We start from the raw sequence: 15,587 nt of genomic DNA, 5'->3' as shown, positions 1-15,587 counted from the left end.
CACACGGTCATTGTGAAGATGGACGACATCACAATCTGTTAAATTAAAATTATTCAATAATCAGATTCTTACGTCGCACTTTAGTGCTACTCTGAATGATAAATGGATTAAACTTTTCGGTCAAATCTATAAACCCGCTCACTTTGATTCACATGAAAGAATTTACAATTGGAATTATACATAAATTCAAATTCTGAATCATAATCGAAGCTATCATCCTCAACCATAAAAATGGCATCGACATCAATATTGCCATATGGTGAAATCCGTTTATAATTATAGCATCTGCTATGTTCAGTTTTATGCAATTCAAACCATGCACCAGAGCCAATGCCCGATAACCACTGGGCTTGTGCTTGCAATTTCTCAACCGACATAGGCTCCAAATTACCCTTAGAATTGGGTTCAAATTGTTTTAATCTATCTAAAAAACAACGTATGTTTTCATTTGTCTGCGACCCTTTATATTCTTCAATAGCCCCAGTTTCTGAAACTTTATAAACCACATGTTCTGTATTTGCTAAAAGTACATTTCCCACGGTACTCGGTGTAAACCATTTTGATTTTATCAAGCGTTTTTTGATGGTGTCATTTGTAGTTGACTCGATCAATACATCCGTTACAAACCGTGCACAATTCGATGCATTTTTTCCAAAAACCGCATAAGGAATAAACTGCCTATTCAGAGTCATAACAATGTATGTCCGTGCTTTTTCATAATCGATGGTATCACAAACGGAAACCATTAATGTCCCTGTCCCATGGGTTATTTTTGGATGTGTAGCAAAAAAATTTAAAATGGCATCTAAATTGGTGATGGTATCCTTTTCAATTTCAGCCACTAAAGACATATGCAACTCATTATCAGTATCTCTCCCTCTCACACGCCCTGTCCCCTGCGGGGTAATATACCGACCGAAATCATGGTACTCTAATATGCCAGTTTCCTTACTAATAAGTACTAATGCCGCATGACCCGCCCGCACATAATCTTTTTTACCAATGCCAACATATCTTAATAACGGCGCAAACCATTCGTCAGAAAGCCGAACAACGGTCTCCGGATAGGCCAAGGTCAAGATGAGTCCTGAATTATTCATTTACGACTTGCGGCAGGTTATATACGTTTTCTGTACACACATTACTTTGAAGGTTCTTATAACGCATATTTACAACATCATTCGTTTTTTCTACTTGTGTGATGCTTGTTGTTTTTACAAAACCGCGATTCATCACCACACCATAATCATCATTTCCGTTACCTGCCGTTTTATGAAATTCCAATAATGTCTTTGCAGCGAGTCTACCTTCCTTCTTAAAATCCTGAAACCACCGTAAGCGTTCGGCTTTCATAGCCCCGGAATACAAAGTTGAAGATGACCAGATTCTGGGCTCTAAGGGCAATGGCGACACATGTTTTTCTAAACCATCCCAAACCAACTCATATAATCTAAGTGTAGTATTCCAATCAACTACAACCATCGTAAAGGGTTCAATATCGCCTAAGTTGTAGGTACTCATTGTAGATTCAAGGTCTTCAGCAACCATAAAATCTTTAGCTACTACACCCCGACTCTTTCTATAATTTAATTTCCTTTGATGGAATTCAAAAGCACCATTCAACACACAAATAACTCTGTTCTTATCGCTGACACCTATCCATGTGCCATCAGAAAGGACATCTTTTGGAAACAATAATTTACTAGTATCAACCGTATAAAATTCTGGAACTAGTGATACCCGGTCTGGTGCTTCGTCTCTATTAGAGGTCAAAACAAAATCACTTTTCCCTAAAGGCATAATGGTTACTGTACACATAAACTTATGGTCTGAAAATGGTAGAGCAACTTACAAAAAATAAACAAATTCTATTAAATATTTGAAGATAGTTCAAACCGAAAATTCATTTAATAATTCGTAAATTTGCAACTCAATTTCTGATAATTTAATAAAAAACACACACCCATGGGAAAAGGATTTTTCAATGTACCAATAGCAATAAACGAACCTGTTAAAAGTTATGCACCAAAATCACCAGAACGTGAAGCGGTAGCAAAAGCTTATAAAAGCATGTTTAAAAGTAAAGTAGATGTACCCATGTACATCAATGGACAAGATGTTTTTACTGGCAACACTAGAACGATATCCCCACCACACGATCATAAACATATCGTGGGCACCTATCACGTAGCAGAGAAATCCCATGTTGATGATGCTATTGCTACGGCTTTAGAAGCTAGAAAAACTTGGTCGCAAATGCCATGGGAACAACGTGCTGGTATCTTTTTAAAAGCAGCTGAATTGATTGCTGGCCCTTACAGAGATAAGATTAATGCAGCCACCATGATTGCACAGTCCAAAACGATTCATCAAGCTGAAATTGATGCGGCTTGTGAGCTTATAGATTTTTTAAGATTTAATGTGCAATTCATGACTGATATCTATCATGAGCAGCCAGAAAGTACGAGCGATGCATGGAACCGTGTTGAATACCGGCCGCTTGAAGGTTTTACCTATGCGGTGACCCCTTTTAACTTTACGGCCATCGCAGGAAATTTACCGGCATGTATGGCACTTATGGGTAATGTGGTGGTTTGGAAACCTAGTGATAGTCAAATCTATTCTGCAAAAGTGATTATGGACGTGTTTAAAGAGGCAGGCGTTCCTGCTGGCGTTATTAACGTCGTTTTTGGAGATCCTGTTATGATTACCAATACGGTGCTTGCAAGTCCCGATTTTTCTGGATTGCATTTTACGGGGTCTACACATATTTTTAAAGAACTTTGGAAACAAATAGGAAATAACATTCACAACTATAAAACCTACCCGAGAATAGTTGGAGAAACAGGCGGAAAAGATTTTATTATTGCTCACAAATCGGCAAATGCAAAGCAAGTGGCTACGGCTATAGTTCGTGGCGCTTTTGAGTTTCAAGGTCAGAAATGTAGTGCCGCATCTCGAGCATATATTCCAAAAAGCTTATGGGACGATGTGAAAAAATTTGTTATTGAAGACGTGAAATCCTTTAAAATGGGTGCACCGGATGATATGAGTAACTACGTTACTGCAGTGATACACGAAGGTTCTTTTGACAAGTTAGCAAAATATATAGATGGCGCAAAAGCCGATGCTGATGCTGAAATAATTGCTGGTGGTGGTTACGATAAAAGCAAAGGATATTTTATTGAACCTACTGTTATTTTGACCAGTAACCCGAAATACACCACCATGTGTACAGAGCTATTTGGCCCTGTAATGACTATTTATGTTTATGAGGATGACGCTTACGCGGAAACTTTAAAACTTCTTGATGAAACCAGTGAGTATGCCTTAACTGGAGCTATTCTTTCAACCGATAGATATGCTATTACCCAAGCCACTGAAGCCTTACAAAACAGTGCTGGAAACTTCTATATAAACGACAAACCAACTGGTGCCGTAGTAGGTCAACAACCATTTGGTGGTGCCAGAGCTTCTGGAACAAACGACAAAGCAGGAAGCGCCCAAAACTTATTACGTTGGGTGTCCCCTAGAATGATTAAAGAAACCTTTGTTACGCCTACGGATTATCGTTATCCATTTTTAGGCTAGTCGCAAATTCCTGCGAAGGCAGGAATCTCTTAATCGAGCAAAGAAATCCAATACAAAAAGAGGCTGTTTAAAATTTTAAACAGCCTCTTTTTTCTTGTTTTTTTATAGTTGGGTCTCTTGACTTTGTAATAATTTTCCGTTATTTTGTTTAATTTCGGATATAAACAATATCAATACAGATTTTATCTGTTAGTAATATTAGATAAAAGAATTATCGAGGATTGAACTTAAAATCGAACGGACTGAAATGATTAATATGAATCTAAATTTTTTTCAATAAAATATATAATGAAGATATCACTTCCTACAAAAATACCACCAATCCATATCCCGAGTAATTTTATACCCTAGATTCTGGTAAAGTTTAATTGCTGCATTCCCTTTTGTAGTATGCAAAATGGCTTTTTTACCAGTTTTCAAAATCTCATTTGTGGTGTGCACAACCAATTGTTTTGCTAGTCCGAGTCTAGTATAATCTGGATGTGTCACTACGGCACTAACTTCAATAAAACTATTAGTTTGCATGCGTTGCCCAGAAATAGAAACTAGTTTGCCATTTTTAAAAACACCAAAATAGTCACCCATTTCAAAGGTTCTTTTTTGATAATACCCCGGCATTACTAGCCAAACTAAATCATAAATTTCATCGATATGTTCGTGAGTTAAAGGCACTATAGTCTCAATAATTTTGCATGTTTCTAATGTATCTAAAACCATCTGAACACCTTCAATTTTTTGGTCAAGAACCACAAAATTAGTATCATATTTTGGAATCTTGTTTTGAGAAACCAGAAAAAAGCGATCCACACGTTGTGAGTATTCATTCAATGCTTCAACCGTATTACCGGCATCTTCAAAAGCTCCAAAAGTGCAAATTTGAGGATCATAAAATTTGACTCCATGATATGATATTGAAAACTTTTTATGAGTTTCACCTAAAGCATACCAAACTGGATTTTTTAAGGTGAGTTCAAAATCGCTCATTCATTTTATTCAAATTTATCAAAATTAATTTAAATTATTGATTTTAATAAAAATAGAAATAATTAAATTTGAAAATCTTGTCCCCTTTTATAATTCGGCAAACGTCTTAAAGATATAAACCATAAAATATATACTTATGAAAGAATTTATGATGATTTTTATTGGCGCAGATTACGCCGATTTGGGACTTTCTCCTGAAGAACTTCAAAACCGGATGGGCAAATGGTTCGCCTGGGGAGACAAAATGGAAAAAGCAGGAGTGCTTCGTGGGGGCAATGCCTTAACTCCTCAAATACGTCGGGTTGTTGGTAAAAACCGAACTGTGACCGATTTAACATCTGCCGAAGTAAAAGAAATTGTAGGTGGTTACTATTTAGTTGAAGCCAAAGATTTTGATGCCGTACAAACCATTGCAGAAGATTTTCCTGACTATGATTTGGGAGGCACCGTTGAGATTCGTGAAATTATGGTATTCGACCGTTAATGGAACCAAAACCCATAGATCATCTGTTTCGCTACCATAGCGGGAAGATGGTCTCGGTTTTAACTCGCATTTTCGGATTCAAACATCTTGATATTATTGAGGATGCGGTTCAGGACACCTTTATTAAAGCCAGCATCAGTTGGCGACAACAACAGCCTGACCATCCAGAAGCGTGGTTGACCCAAGCTGCAAAAAACAGGGTTTTAGACATTTTTAGAAAACTAAAAACAGAGCAAAAACACCTACCAAACATCAATCAAGGAACGGACGCCATTGCCATAAACGAGCTTTTTTTAGATACCGAAATTGAAGACGCACAACTGCGAATGATTTTTACGGCGTGCCATCCCAGGCTAGATCCCAGAGACCGCATATCATTTGCTCTAAAAACGGTTTCTGGGTTTAGTATCAAAGAAATTTCATCGGCATTACTTACTAAGGAAGGCACCATAAAAAAGCGATTGGCTCGTGCAAGAAAAACGATTCAGCGTTCAAAATTAAAATTCCAGATTCCACAAGGCAAAGCACTTCCAGAGCGTTTAGAAAGTGTTATGGAAGTGCTATATCTTATTTTTAATGAAGGCTTTCATTCCAATAAAAAAGAAAAATTAATTCGTAAAGAATTATGCGGAGAAGCCATTCGCTTAACACAAATGCTTTTAAAGAACACACATACGCGCACATCAGAAGTGTATGCGCTGTGTGCCTTAATGTGTTTTCATGCGGCACGTTTAGAAACTAAAACCAATGCTGAAAACGAACTATTGGATTTGCGCCATCAAGACAGAAGCCAATGGTATGTTCCATTGATAAAATTAGGGAATACGATGATGCACAAAGCCGTTGAATGCAATAATTTTTCTTGTTATCATTATGAGGCTGCTATTGCTGCAGAACACCTACGGGCAAACTGTTTTGAGGATACCGATTGGGATAAAATCCACTATTGGTACCAATGCCTTAATAGATTACAGCCTATGCCCATTCACGTATTGACCATGGCTGTGGTCTGTATGCAAATGCAAGATTTTGCTATGGCTAAGACGTATTTAAATGCTATTAATGCTGATGATTTTGAACAACGTGCCTATCTCTTTTATGGAACCAAGGCAGATTATTACTTCAATAAAAATAATCTTGATAAAGCTCTTTATTATATTGATTTGGCTCTGAACACCGTGGTAAATCTTCTTGAAAAGGAATACTTGCTAAAAAAAAGAGCAGGTATTATTTCAACTAAACAAAATTAATTTCTTTTTCAACCGTTAGCTTTGTAAAATTTATGCTAACTTTAGTTTATAAAAAACGGCATATTATTTGTTGTATAACCTGCTTATGAAAAGAATTACAATTATCTTATTTATAATCATGCCTTTGCTTGGGATTGCACAAGCAGGGAAATTATACAGACAGGCTTTAAAAACTGCGGATTTATCTGAAAGAATAAGCCTTTTAGATCAAGTTATTGAGCAAGAGCCAGATAAATTAGATGCTTATTTTTACAGAGGGCTTGCAAAAAATGACTTGGGAGATTATTCTGGAGCCATTGTAGATTATTCTAAAATCATACTTACAAAACCAGATCCGGACACGTATTTTAATAGAGGAAATTCAAGATATAGCCTTCTAAATTATGAAGGTGCCAAAGAAGATTATAAAAGCGCTATTGAACTAGATCCCTACTTTATCGATGCCATTTATAGTTTAGGCTGTTCCAAGTACGATTTGGGCCATTATGACGATGCCATTTCTGATTTTAATACCGTTATTAGTATTGAACCTTACTCCTCAGAGGCATACAAAATGAGAGCCTTTACACATTGGGCGCTCAAAAAGTATAAATTGGCGCTAGCAGACTATACGATGGTGATTTTAATAGATCCCACTGATGATGCCTATTATAATCGTGGTGTGTTTTTTATGGATATTAAATATTACAAAAAAGCAAAATCAGATTTTACGAAATCCTTAAGAATCAATAAAAACAATGGGTTTGCTTACTTTTACAGAGGCGCCTCACACCTACTTTTAGGGAAATTTAATGATGCTATTTCTGATTTTAACACTGCTCTAAAATTTGATTCTAAAGACTTTGATGCCCTTTTGGGGTTAGCCATGACCTTCCAAAAAGTTAATGATCTTGAAAAGGCTAAGCTTAATTTTGAAAAAGCGCAAAGCATTATACTTACGAATGCCATTACTAAAGATGGTATTGCACCCTACTCCAACACCTATTGGTATAAAAATGAATTTTACGTTTTTAACGAAAGTTTTAAAGTTTTAAGCAAGCTGTAACTTGTTGTTAATTTTTCACCCTCTATATTTTATCGGCAAGTGCACCACTTTTTTGGTATCATAAAACGCTTCCTCAAAATAATCGCTTAAATTAAAAATACTTGTGGTTTTATAATCTTTTAGTTCTTCTGTTAAATCACCGCCTTTTAAATACAGTATGCCGTTTTTTAAATCATGCTTCTGTTGCTTGGCAATTTTTCCTTTCGTCCAGTGCACAAATGTGGGCATGGCAGCTACGGCACGACTTACAATAAAATCATAGGTACCGTCAATAGCTTCAACTCTACTGTGAGTGGTTTTAACATTGGTCAAACCTAAACCTTCAACAACTTCATCAACGACTTTTAATTTTTTCGCTATGCTATCCACCAAATGAAATGTGCACTCAGGAAAGAGAATAGCTAATGGAATACCCGGAAATCCGCCGCCCGTACCAACATCCAAAATTTTGGAACCTGATTTAAAATGAATAACCTTAGCAATCCCCAAGGAATGAAGAACATGACGCAAATAAAGTTCGTCTATATCTTTTCTGGAAACGACGTTAATTTTTAAGTTCCAATCCTGATAGAGCGCTTCTAAATTTTCAAATTTTAAGATTTGATCCTCTGTTAGATTTTTAAAATATTTTAAAATAAGTTCCATACCCTCTAAATTTGTGCAAAAATATAGTTTTAAAATACATTTTTTTACAAAAAAACGTTATTACTTGAAATGGTTTATACCTATCTTTGCCGCAGGTATGATCATAAATTTTAATTATTAATCATATTAATATTAATAGCATGTCAAAACAAACACTTTCATTCTCAAGAAAAGATTCTGCAAAGTTTTTTAGAACCTTAAACAAGCGTGTTAACGATTACTTTAAGGATAACAATATTAAACGAACTGGCAATTGGAAACTTTGGGTTAAAACAGTGGTTATGTTTTCGATATTTCTAGCGCCATACTTCCTAATTTTAACTTTAGACATTCCTGGTTGGGCACAACTACTGCTCACTATTGTTATGGGAATTGGTATGGCTGGTGTTGGCATGAATGTGATGCACGATGGTAATCATGGGTCTTTTTCCAACAAAGAATGGATTAACCGTTTAATGGGAAGCAGCATTTATATTTTGGCAGGAAACGTTTATAACTGGAAAGTGCAACACAATGTTCTGCATCATACGTACACCAATATCCATGGTCACGATGAAGATCTAGAAGCGGGACGTGTTTTACGATTCTCAGAGCATTCTGAATGGCAATGGCACCATAGGTTTCAACACTATTATTCTGTTATACTATATGGTTTACTGACCATCAATTGGGCCATTACCACAGATTTTCAGCAAATGAAACGTTATATGAAACGTAAATTGTCTTATGGAAAATTCCCAAATCCCGTTTGGAATTGGAGTAAATTGGTAATTTCAAAAGTTATTTATTTAGCCGTATGGATTTTAATTCCCATGCTCTTCTTAGATATTGCTTGGTGGAAAATTTTAATAGGGTTCTTTTTAATGCATTACACGGCAGGCTTGATTTTAAGTGTGGTGTTTCAATTAGCACATGTTATGGAGGAAGCTGAAATGCCTTTACCAGAGCAAGACGGTACCATGAAAAATACATGGGCGGTTCATCAACTAAAAACTACGGTTAACTTTGGTACTAAAAACAAAATTGTTAATTGGTTTACGGGTGGTTTGAATCACCAAGTAGAGCATCATATTTTTCCGCATATTAGTCATGTCCATTATAATAAAATATCCAAAATAGTAAAGGAAACGGCTCAGGAATTCAACTTACCATACCACGAATATAAAACCACACGTAAAGCTATTATTGCACATTTCAAGCATTTAAAAGAAATGGGCATGAAACCTGCTTTGCAAGTCTAACCCTTATTTAATTTTAATGAATTTACTATCCGATAGAATTTTAAACATGTCTACTTCGGCCACCTTAGCTATGGCTGCAAAAGCAAGAGAATTAAGAACTGAAGGCAAAGACATCATTGGATTGAGCCTTGGCGAACCCGATTTTAACACACCAGATTTTATTAAAGACGCCGCCATTCAAGCGATTAATGAGGACTATAATTCATACACGCCTGTTGATGGTTATGTAGAGTTAAAAGAAGCCATTATTACCAAATTTAAGCGTGACAATAATTTGAGCTATACTTTGCCTCAAATCGTAGTTTCAACCGGTGCAAAACAAGCTTTAGCGAACATTGCTGCAGTAATGTTGAACAAAGGCGATGAGGTTATTTTACCATGCCCATATTGGGTGAGCTATTCAGATATTGTTCAATTAAATGATGGTGTTCCCGTAGAAGTCAAAACATCGATTGATACCGATTTTAAAATGACTGCGGCACAACTTGAAGGCGCTATTACCCCAAACACGAAAATGATTTGGTTTAGTTCGCCATGTAATCCAAGCGGCTCTATTTATAGTGAAAAGGAATTAAGAGCTCTTGCAGATGTTTTAGTAAAACACCCGAATATTTATGTGGTTTCTGATGAAATTTATGAACATATAAATTACGTAGGTGGTCATGCTAGTATGGCGCAGTTTGATGACATGTATGATAGAACCATTACTGTAAATGGCGTCTCAAAAGCCTTTGCAATGACGGGTTGGAGAATTGGTTATATTGGCGGTCCAGAGAAAATTGCTCGTGCCTGCAATAAGATGCAAGGTCAAATAACAAGTGGCGCCAACTGTATTGCACAGCGCGCTGTAATAACAGCATTGAAAGCATCACCCAGTCGTGTGAAGTACATGATTGACGAATTTAAAGTACGTCGTGATCTCATTTTAGATTTGCTAAATGATATTGAAGGTTTTAAAACCAATACGCCAGAAGGTGCATTTTATGTGTTTCCCAATGTGACGCATTTCTTTGGAAAAACGTTGCGTGGAAAAACCATAAACAATGCCACTGATTTTTCTTTATATTTATTAGAAGAGGCTCTGGTAGCCACCGTAACAGGAGAAGCTTTTGGAAATCCAGATTGTATACGAATTTCTTATGCCGCTTCACAAGATCAAATTATTGAGGCTATAAAGCGAATTAAGGATGCAGTAAGCTAAATTAACTTCTTATAGATAAAAAGCCGCTATGGTTATAGTCATAGCGGCTTTTTTATAGTTTTGAAAAATACATTATGAGAATATAATCATAATGATAGTCGCGAAGAGTGATACTTTTAGCACCGTTTCAATACTTGAAGTGAATTGATATTGGGCGCTTTTTAAGCGTTGTCTTATTCCAAATATAGATTCTGAAGAGGTGTTTTTAAAATTCGCTTTAACAATAGTTTTGTAGCTAGAATTTAATATGCCTTCTGGCTTAACGTGATCTACAAAAACACAGGGTTCAGGTAATGGTTCTAAATCTTCAGTAGTTAATAGTAATTCCATGATTTTAGTTTTAATTGGTTATACAAAGAAGACGTCTAACTCATTGAAATGTTACAACCAATCGTAACGTAAACCATTAAAAATCAAGATAAAACATTCAAACCATCAGTGAACACTAATAGTCCCAAACCAAATAAAATTTAATAATATTTATCTATTCCGCCAGAAAAATGGGGTAAATAATATGAGAACCGTAAAGAGTTCTAAACGACCAATAAGCATTAAAAAACTACACCACCATTTACCGATAGAGGGTAAATTAGCATAATTATTTACTGGGCCAAACTCACCCAATGCAGGACCCACATTCCCAAGACTTGATGCTGCTAAACCGATAGCGGATTTGAATTCGATTTGCATCATAGAAAACCCTAAAGCGCCCACTATAAAGGATAACATGTATAGGGTGAAGAACCCTAGAATATTAAAAACAATATCCCCTGAAATAGCTTTGGTATTATAACGAACAGGTAAAATAGCATTAGGATGTAGCGTTCTTTTAAACTCTAAAAAACCGTTTTTTATTAGAATAAGATGCCTAACCACTTTCACCCCTCCTGAGGTACTCCCCGCAGAACCACCTAAAAACATGAGTCCGAAAAAGAAAACCGCTAAAAATGGTGTCCACATGGTATAATCTGCGGTAACAAATCCTGTCGTAGTCACAATGGCAAGTACCTGAAATAAAGCGTGCCTAAAAGCACTTTCGGCTTCACCCCAAACCATAGGGTGTACAATGGTAGATGCAGCTATATCTGCTCTAAAGTATATAATCAATGCCGCAATAATGGTAAAAATCACGATGAACTTAAAGTATAATTTAAACTCCTCATCACCAATGATTTTTTGCACTTTCCCTTTAAAAGCAAAATAACTCAAAACAAAATTGGTACCCGCTAAAAACATAAAGAGGATGATGATATATTGAATAATGGGCTGACCATTCCAATAGGCCACACTCGCATTTTTTGTTGAAAACCCGCCCGTGGACAATGTACATAGAGCATGATTGATCGCATCAAAAAACGACATACCAGCCACACTAAGCAACAAGGTTTCAGCAGCGGTATAGCCAAAATAAATAAGCCATAAGCGTTTAGCAGTATCTGTAATTCTAGGATGCAATTTATCTGCACTTGGACCAGGAGCTTCGGCTGCAAATAGCTGCATCCCTCCAATACCCAATAAGGGTAAAATGGCAATTGCAAGAACAATAATCCCCATCCCACCAATCCAATGGGTAAGACTTCGCCAAAACAATACGCCTTTAGGAACAGCTTCAATATCATTTAAAATGGAAGCTCCAGTAGTTGTGTAACCTGACATGGTTTCAAAAAAAGCATTAGTAAATGTAGGAATGCTTTCTGTGAATAAATATGGTAAAGTCCCAGATAAGGACATAATAACCCAACCAAAAGTTACAACAATATAACCTTCGCGTTTGTTCATTTCCTTATTATGGTCTTTGGTAAAAACCATAGCAATAATACCCAGTACCAAAGTCACAATACCAGCGGAAAATATTTGTACCGTTACGCCATCATCATAAATTAAACTTACCAATGAAGACAATAGCATAAAACCACCGTTGAACAACAGTAGTAATCCTAAAAAATGAAAAATGATTTTATAGTTTAACTTCATTTATCGTATTATAACTTGTATTGAAGCCACTTGAATAAACGTATCTAAATTAAAGCCCAAATGCTATCGAAATAGTTTTTCTACACCTTTGATAGACTGCAATGAGCTACAAACTACTACACGGTCTCCTTCACGAACTTGGAAACTTCCTAAAGCAATAATCCCCACACCAGCTCTAATCACACCGCCTATTATGGCCGATCTTGGAAAATCTAAATCCTTAATAAATTTATTACAGATAGCAGATGTTGCCTTTACCTCAAACTCTAATAGCTCTGCATTCATATTGCTGAGTTTGGTCATGGCCACAACCTCTCCTTTTCTAATATATCTAAAAATATTGTTAGCAGCCAATAGCTTTTTATTAATAAGTGTTTCGATACCTACAGAATGTGATAGTTCAAAATAGTCCATATTTTCAACCAAAGCTATCGTTTTTTTAACCCCTTTAGATTTTGCTACCAAACAGGACATGATGTTTGTTTCTGAGTTCCCTGTCACGGCAATAAAAGCATCCATATCGCTGATATTTTCTTCTTCAAGTAAATCGACATTTCTACCGTCACTATGGATCACTAAAACATTTGGCAAATCATCGGCAATGTCAAAAGCCTTTTCACGGTTTTCTTCTAAAAGTTTTACATTAAACTTCTTTTCACACAAGTCTCTAGCTGTTTTATAACCAATTTGGCTACCGCCCAAGATCATGACGTTCTTTATTTCTCTATTAGATTTTCCGGTAAGCTTACAAAGCTCGTCGCCACCTCCTTCTGAAGTAATAAACACCACATTATCACCACGTTTAAACTTGGTATCCCCTCTAGGGATTATTGTGAATTGCGTTCCAAATCGCTGTATGGCAATTGGCACGAAATGAAGTTCTGGAAAAATTTGTGCTGCTTGCTTCACTGTTTTACCTACAAATGATGCCGCACGAGATAATGTTAAACCTACCATGGTAAGAGCGCCATCTTCAAATTCGTAGGTCTCATTAAAAGACGATTGCTTAAGCGATAATTCAATTTCGGCAGCAGCCAAAGATTCTGGAGAAATAAGTTCATCTATACCAAATTTGGTAAAGCCTACCTCATCCTTATGATGAATAAATTCGGTATTGGAAATTCTTGCTATGGTTTTTTTAGAACCCAGTTGTTTGGCTAAAACGCAGATGGTTATATTGGTTGTTTCACTTGCCGTTACCGCTATAAATAATTCGCTGCTCTCCACACGAGCTTCTTTTAAGATAGCAATAGAGGTCGCGTCACCTTTAATTACTTTAATATCAAGGTGGGTATCTGCGTAAACAAGACTTTCTTTATTGGTGTCTATTAAGGTAATCTCTTGAGACTCGTAAGACAATAATTTTGCTAAATGAAATCCAACTTCACCAGCTCCAGCAATAATTATTTTCACTCGTGTAAATTTTTATAATTTCCCATTGAAATTAATTTAATATTTGAGAATATCTGTAACCACTTTATTTTTGTTTTAATTGATTTAAGACTCATTTAAATAAATCTTTAAATAAAATATATTAATGCGCGGCATAATTGATATTCAGCATAAAAAGTAGCACAAATATACTATAAAATAAATTTTGACACATGACATTAATCCAATATAATAAGACATTAATCCAATATAATAATTTGTTATCCTATGGCGCCATGCTTTTTTAAAAGTTTATATTTGTCAAAAAATTACAGATTTGTCAAAAATAAAGCCTTACAAAGACAGTACTTTAGGAAAGAAAGCGCAGGTTACTAAAATGTTTGATGCCATTTCTGGAGACTATGACGGATTGAACCGGGTGATCTCTTTTGGCATTGATATTAAGTGGCGAAAAAAAGTAGTCAAACTTGTTAAAGCTAAAAACCCAGAGACTATTTTAGATATTGCCACTGGAACAGGTGATTTGGCCATTAATTTAGCCGAAACCAATGCTAAAAAAATTGTTGGTTTAGATATTAGTAGTGGGATGTTGGCTATTGGAAAAGAAAAAATTAACAAGAAGGGATTAGAATCTAAAATTGAAATGATTTTAGGGGATTCTGAGAATATGCCTTTTAAAGATAATAGTTTTGATGCCATTACAGTAGCCTTCGGGGTTCGTAATTTTGAAACTTTAAACAATGGCTTAAAAGAGATACTACGCGTTTTAAAACCCAATGGCATTTTCGTGATTTTAGAAACCTCTGTTCCCAACAAGCCGCTCTACAAGCAAGGCTACACATTTTACACTAAACATATTTTACCGGTCATAGGAAGATTATTTTCAAAAGACAGAAGTGCTTACAGTTATTTAAGTGAATCTGCTTCCGTTTTTCCTTATGGTGAAGCATTGAACAATATTTTAAGGGAAAATGGGTTTATAAATGTTAAAGATTTCCCGCAAACTTTCGGGGTTGCGACTATTTATACATCATCTAAACCATAACATGAAGTACGTTATTGCCCTAATACTAGCTATTTTCATCTCTCAAACCTGCGATGCTCAATTATTTAAAAGAGAAAAAGTAATCTATGACGCCAATCAAGGCAGAGGCTCGACAGACAATAATTTGCTGCGATGGGGTTATTTTTTAGGCGTAAACAGCTATGATTTTAATTTTGATTATAACAATACCTTACGCGATGTATACGTAAAACGTAGTCCTGGTTTTAATGTAGGATTAATTGGAAATTTACGCATTAACAATTTTCTTGATTTAAGGCTGGAACCTGGTTTGTTTATAACCACTAGAGAACTAAATTTTAGCAATACTTATTTTCAGGGAATGGCTTTTGATGATAGCGACCTAACTCGAGAAGTAAAATCCACATATATTCACATCCCCTTACTAGTTAAGTTCTCTGCTAAACGGATTAACAACTTCAAGCCTTTTATTGTTGTTGGTATTTCAACAGCGTTGAATTTATCCAGTAATGAAGACAATCCTAACGATAATAGTAATGGTCAATTTAGAACGAAGTCCAATATGTTGTTCTACGAACTAGGTTTTGGTATCGATTTTTATTTATATAACTTTAAATTTACACCATCTATTCGTGGACTTTTTGCAATTAATGACGAGCTTGTGAGGGACAAAGACCCTAATAGTCCCTGGACCAGTAATATTAATAGTATGAAAAGCAGAGGTGTTTTTCTTAATTTTACGTTTCAGTAGTTCAG

General features: G+C 35.8%; 15 protein-coding genes. 8 read left to right on the top strand and 7 right to left on the bottom strand.

What is annotated here, in order from left to right; translation table 11 throughout:
• Positions 1-107: 107 nt before the first annotated feature.
• Both FAF07_RS12350 and FAF07_RS12345 read right to left on the bottom strand, forming a co-directional pair.
• On the bottom strand, positions 108-1,100 hold the full coding sequence (locus tag FAF07_RS12350; RefSeq protein WP_142785393.1) for a DUF6695 family protein: 993 nt from the start codon (positions 1,098-1,100) through the stop codon (positions 108-110).
• Positions 1,093-1,818 (bottom strand): NRDE family protein, encoded by a 726-nt coding sequence (locus FAF07_RS12345; protein WP_142785392.1) that lies wholly within the window; start codon positions 1,816-1,818, stop codon positions 1,093-1,095. Before FAF07_RS12345 ends, FAF07_RS12350 begins: the two co-directional genes overlap by 8 nt.
• Before the next feature lie 147 nt (positions 1,819-1,965).
• On the opposite strand from FAF07_RS12345, the gene pruA reads away from it, so the two are divergent.
• A complete protein-coding gene (gene pruA, locus FAF07_RS12340) occupies positions 1,966-3,591 on the top strand; it encodes an L-glutamate gamma-semialdehyde dehydrogenase (RefSeq protein ID WP_142785391.1) in 1,626 nt (541 codons plus the stop codon).
• A gap of 297 nt (positions 3,592-3,888) precedes the next feature.
• Here the strand turns inward: pruA and FAF07_RS12335 are convergent, their stop codons facing one another.
• Complete coding sequence (locus FAF07_RS12335; protein WP_142785390.1) at positions 3,889-4,575, bottom strand: GNAT family N-acetyltransferase; 687 nt, start codon at positions 4,573-4,575, stop codon at positions 3,889-3,891.
• Positions 4,576-4,711: 136 nt separating this feature from the next.
• Here FAF07_RS12335 and FAF07_RS12330 point away from each other — a divergent pair, with 136 nt between their 5' ends.
• The 3 genes from FAF07_RS12330 to FAF07_RS12320 all read left to right on the top strand — a co-directional run bounded on the left by FAF07_RS12330 (position 4,712) and on the right by FAF07_RS12320 (position 7,354).
• Entirely contained in the window at positions 4,712-5,059 is a 348-nt protein-coding gene (locus tag FAF07_RS12330; protein ID WP_142785389.1) for a YciI family protein, read from the top strand.
• Positions 5,059-6,309, top strand: coding sequence for an RNA polymerase sigma factor (locus FAF07_RS12325; RefSeq protein ID WP_142785388.1), 1,251 nt, complete (start codon positions 5,059-5,061; stop codon positions 6,307-6,309). The genes FAF07_RS12330 and FAF07_RS12325 overlap by 1 nt, the downstream gene beginning before the upstream one ends.
• Before the next feature lie 85 nt (positions 6,310-6,394).
• Complete coding sequence (locus FAF07_RS12320) at positions 6,395-7,354, top strand: tetratricopeptide repeat protein (protein ID WP_142785387.1); 960 nt, start codon at positions 6,395-6,397, stop codon at positions 7,352-7,354.
• A gap of 15 nt (positions 7,355-7,369) precedes the next feature.
• On the opposite strand, the gene rsmG is transcribed toward FAF07_RS12320, so the two are convergent.
• Positions 7,370-7,999 carry a 16S rRNA (guanine(527)-N(7))-methyltransferase RsmG gene (gene rsmG / locus FAF07_RS12315; protein ID WP_142785386.1) on the bottom strand — a complete coding sequence of 210 codons (630 nt, stop codon included), beginning with the start codon at positions 7,997-7,999 and terminating at the stop codon, positions 7,370-7,372.
• A 140-nt stretch (positions 8,000-8,139) separates the two neighbouring features.
• Here rsmG and FAF07_RS12310 point away from each other — a divergent pair, with 140 nt between their 5' ends.
• A complete protein-coding gene (locus FAF07_RS12310; protein WP_142785385.1) occupies positions 8,140-9,240 on the top strand; it encodes a fatty acid desaturase family protein in 1,101 nt (366 codons plus the stop codon).
• Between the two features lie 16 nt (positions 9,241-9,256).
• Complete coding sequence (locus FAF07_RS12305) at positions 9,257-10,441, top strand: pyridoxal phosphate-dependent aminotransferase (RefSeq protein ID WP_142785384.1); 1,185 nt, start codon at positions 9,257-9,259, stop codon at positions 10,439-10,441.
• A gap of 72 nt (positions 10,442-10,513) precedes the next feature.
• Here the strand turns inward: FAF07_RS12305 and FAF07_RS12300 are convergent, their stop codons facing one another.
• The 3 genes from FAF07_RS12300 to trkA form a co-directional block, all read right to left on the bottom strand.
• Entirely contained in the window at positions 10,514-10,771 is a 258-nt protein-coding gene (locus FAF07_RS12300; RefSeq protein WP_142785383.1) for a hypothetical protein, read from the bottom strand.
• A 150-nt stretch (positions 10,772-10,921) separates the two neighbouring features.
• Entirely contained in the window at positions 10,922-12,415 is a 1,494-nt protein-coding gene (locus FAF07_RS12295) for a TrkH family potassium uptake protein (RefSeq protein WP_142785382.1), read from the bottom strand.
• A 63-nt stretch (positions 12,416-12,478) separates the two neighbouring features.
• Positions 12,479-13,828: a Trk system potassium transporter TrkA gene (gene trkA / locus FAF07_RS12290; protein ID WP_142785381.1), complete on the bottom strand. Its 1,350-nt coding sequence runs from the start codon at positions 13,826-13,828 to the stop codon at positions 12,479-12,481.
• 295 nt (positions 13,829-14,123) lie between these two features.
• On the opposite strand from trkA, the gene ubiE reads away from it, so the two are divergent.
• Both ubiE and porT read left to right on the top strand, forming a co-directional pair.
• Positions 14,124-14,852, top strand: a complete 729-nt coding sequence (gene ubiE, locus FAF07_RS12285; RefSeq protein ID WP_142785380.1) for a bifunctional demethylmenaquinone methyltransferase/2-methoxy-6-polyprenyl-1,4-benzoquinol methylase UbiE — start codon at positions 14,124-14,126, stop codon at positions 14,850-14,852.
• 1 nt (position 14,853) lies between these two features.
• A complete protein-coding gene (porT, locus tag FAF07_RS12280; protein WP_142785379.1) occupies positions 14,854-15,582 on the top strand; it encodes a type IX secretion/gliding motility protein PorT/SprT in 729 nt (242 codons plus the stop codon).
• The last annotated feature ends 5 nt before the right edge of the window (positions 15,583-15,587 follow it).

This window comes from Changchengzhania lutea, assembly GCF_006974145.1.
GTDB classification, from domain to species: domain Bacteria; phylum Bacteroidota; class Bacteroidia; order Flavobacteriales; family Flavobacteriaceae; genus Changchengzhania; species Changchengzhania lutea.
The sequence above is the reverse complement of the archived record's forward strand: the minus strand, read 5'-3'. Positions and strand labels throughout refer to the sequence as shown.

What these genes read in the sequence shown, in the direction of transcription:
- porT (WP_142785379.1), top strand. Translation starts at nt 14,854, where the DNA reads ATGAAGTACGTTATTGCCCTAATACTAGCTATTTTCATCTCTCAAACC.
- FAF07_RS12305 (WP_142785384.1), top strand. Translation starts at nt 9,257, where the DNA reads ATGAATTTACTATCCGATAGAATTTTAAACATGTCTACTTCGGCCACC.
- FAF07_RS12300 (WP_142785383.1), bottom strand. Translation starts at nt 10,771, where the DNA reads ATGGAATTACTATTAACTACTGAAGATTTAGAACCATTACCTGAACCC.
- FAF07_RS12345 (WP_142785392.1), bottom strand. Translation starts at nt 1,818, where the DNA reads ATGTGTACAGTAACCATTATGCCTTTAGGGAAAAGTGATTTTGTTTTG.
- FAF07_RS12310 (WP_142785385.1), top strand. Translation starts at nt 8,140, where the DNA reads ATGTCAAAACAAACACTTTCATTCTCAAGAAAAGATTCTGCAAAGTTT.
- FAF07_RS12320 (WP_142785387.1), top strand. Translation starts at nt 6,395, where the DNA reads ATGAAAAGAATTACAATTATCTTATTTATAATCATGCCTTTGCTTGGG.
- FAF07_RS12325 (WP_142785388.1), top strand. Translation starts at nt 5,059, where the DNA reads ATGGAACCAAAACCCATAGATCATCTGTTTCGCTACCATAGCGGGAAG.
- pruA (WP_142785391.1), top strand. Translation starts at nt 1,966, where the DNA reads ATGGGAAAAGGATTTTTCAATGTACCAATAGCAATAAACGAACCTGTT.
- FAF07_RS12335 (WP_142785390.1), bottom strand. Translation starts at nt 4,575, where the DNA reads ATGAGCGATTTTGAACTCACCTTAAAAAATCCAGTTTGGTATGCTTTA.
- rsmG (WP_142785386.1), bottom strand. Translation starts at nt 7,999, where the DNA reads ATGGAACTTATTTTAAAATATTTTAAAAATCTAACAGAGGATCAAATC.
- FAF07_RS12330 (WP_142785389.1), top strand. Translation starts at nt 4,712, where the DNA reads ATGAAAGAATTTATGATGATTTTTATTGGCGCAGATTACGCCGATTTG.
- FAF07_RS12295 (WP_142785382.1), bottom strand. Translation starts at nt 12,415, where the DNA reads ATGAAGTTAAACTATAAAATCATTTTTCATTTTTTAGGATTACTACTG.
- FAF07_RS12350 (WP_142785393.1), bottom strand. Translation starts at nt 1,100, where the DNA reads ATGAATAATTCAGGACTCATCTTGACCTTGGCCTATCCGGAGACCGTT.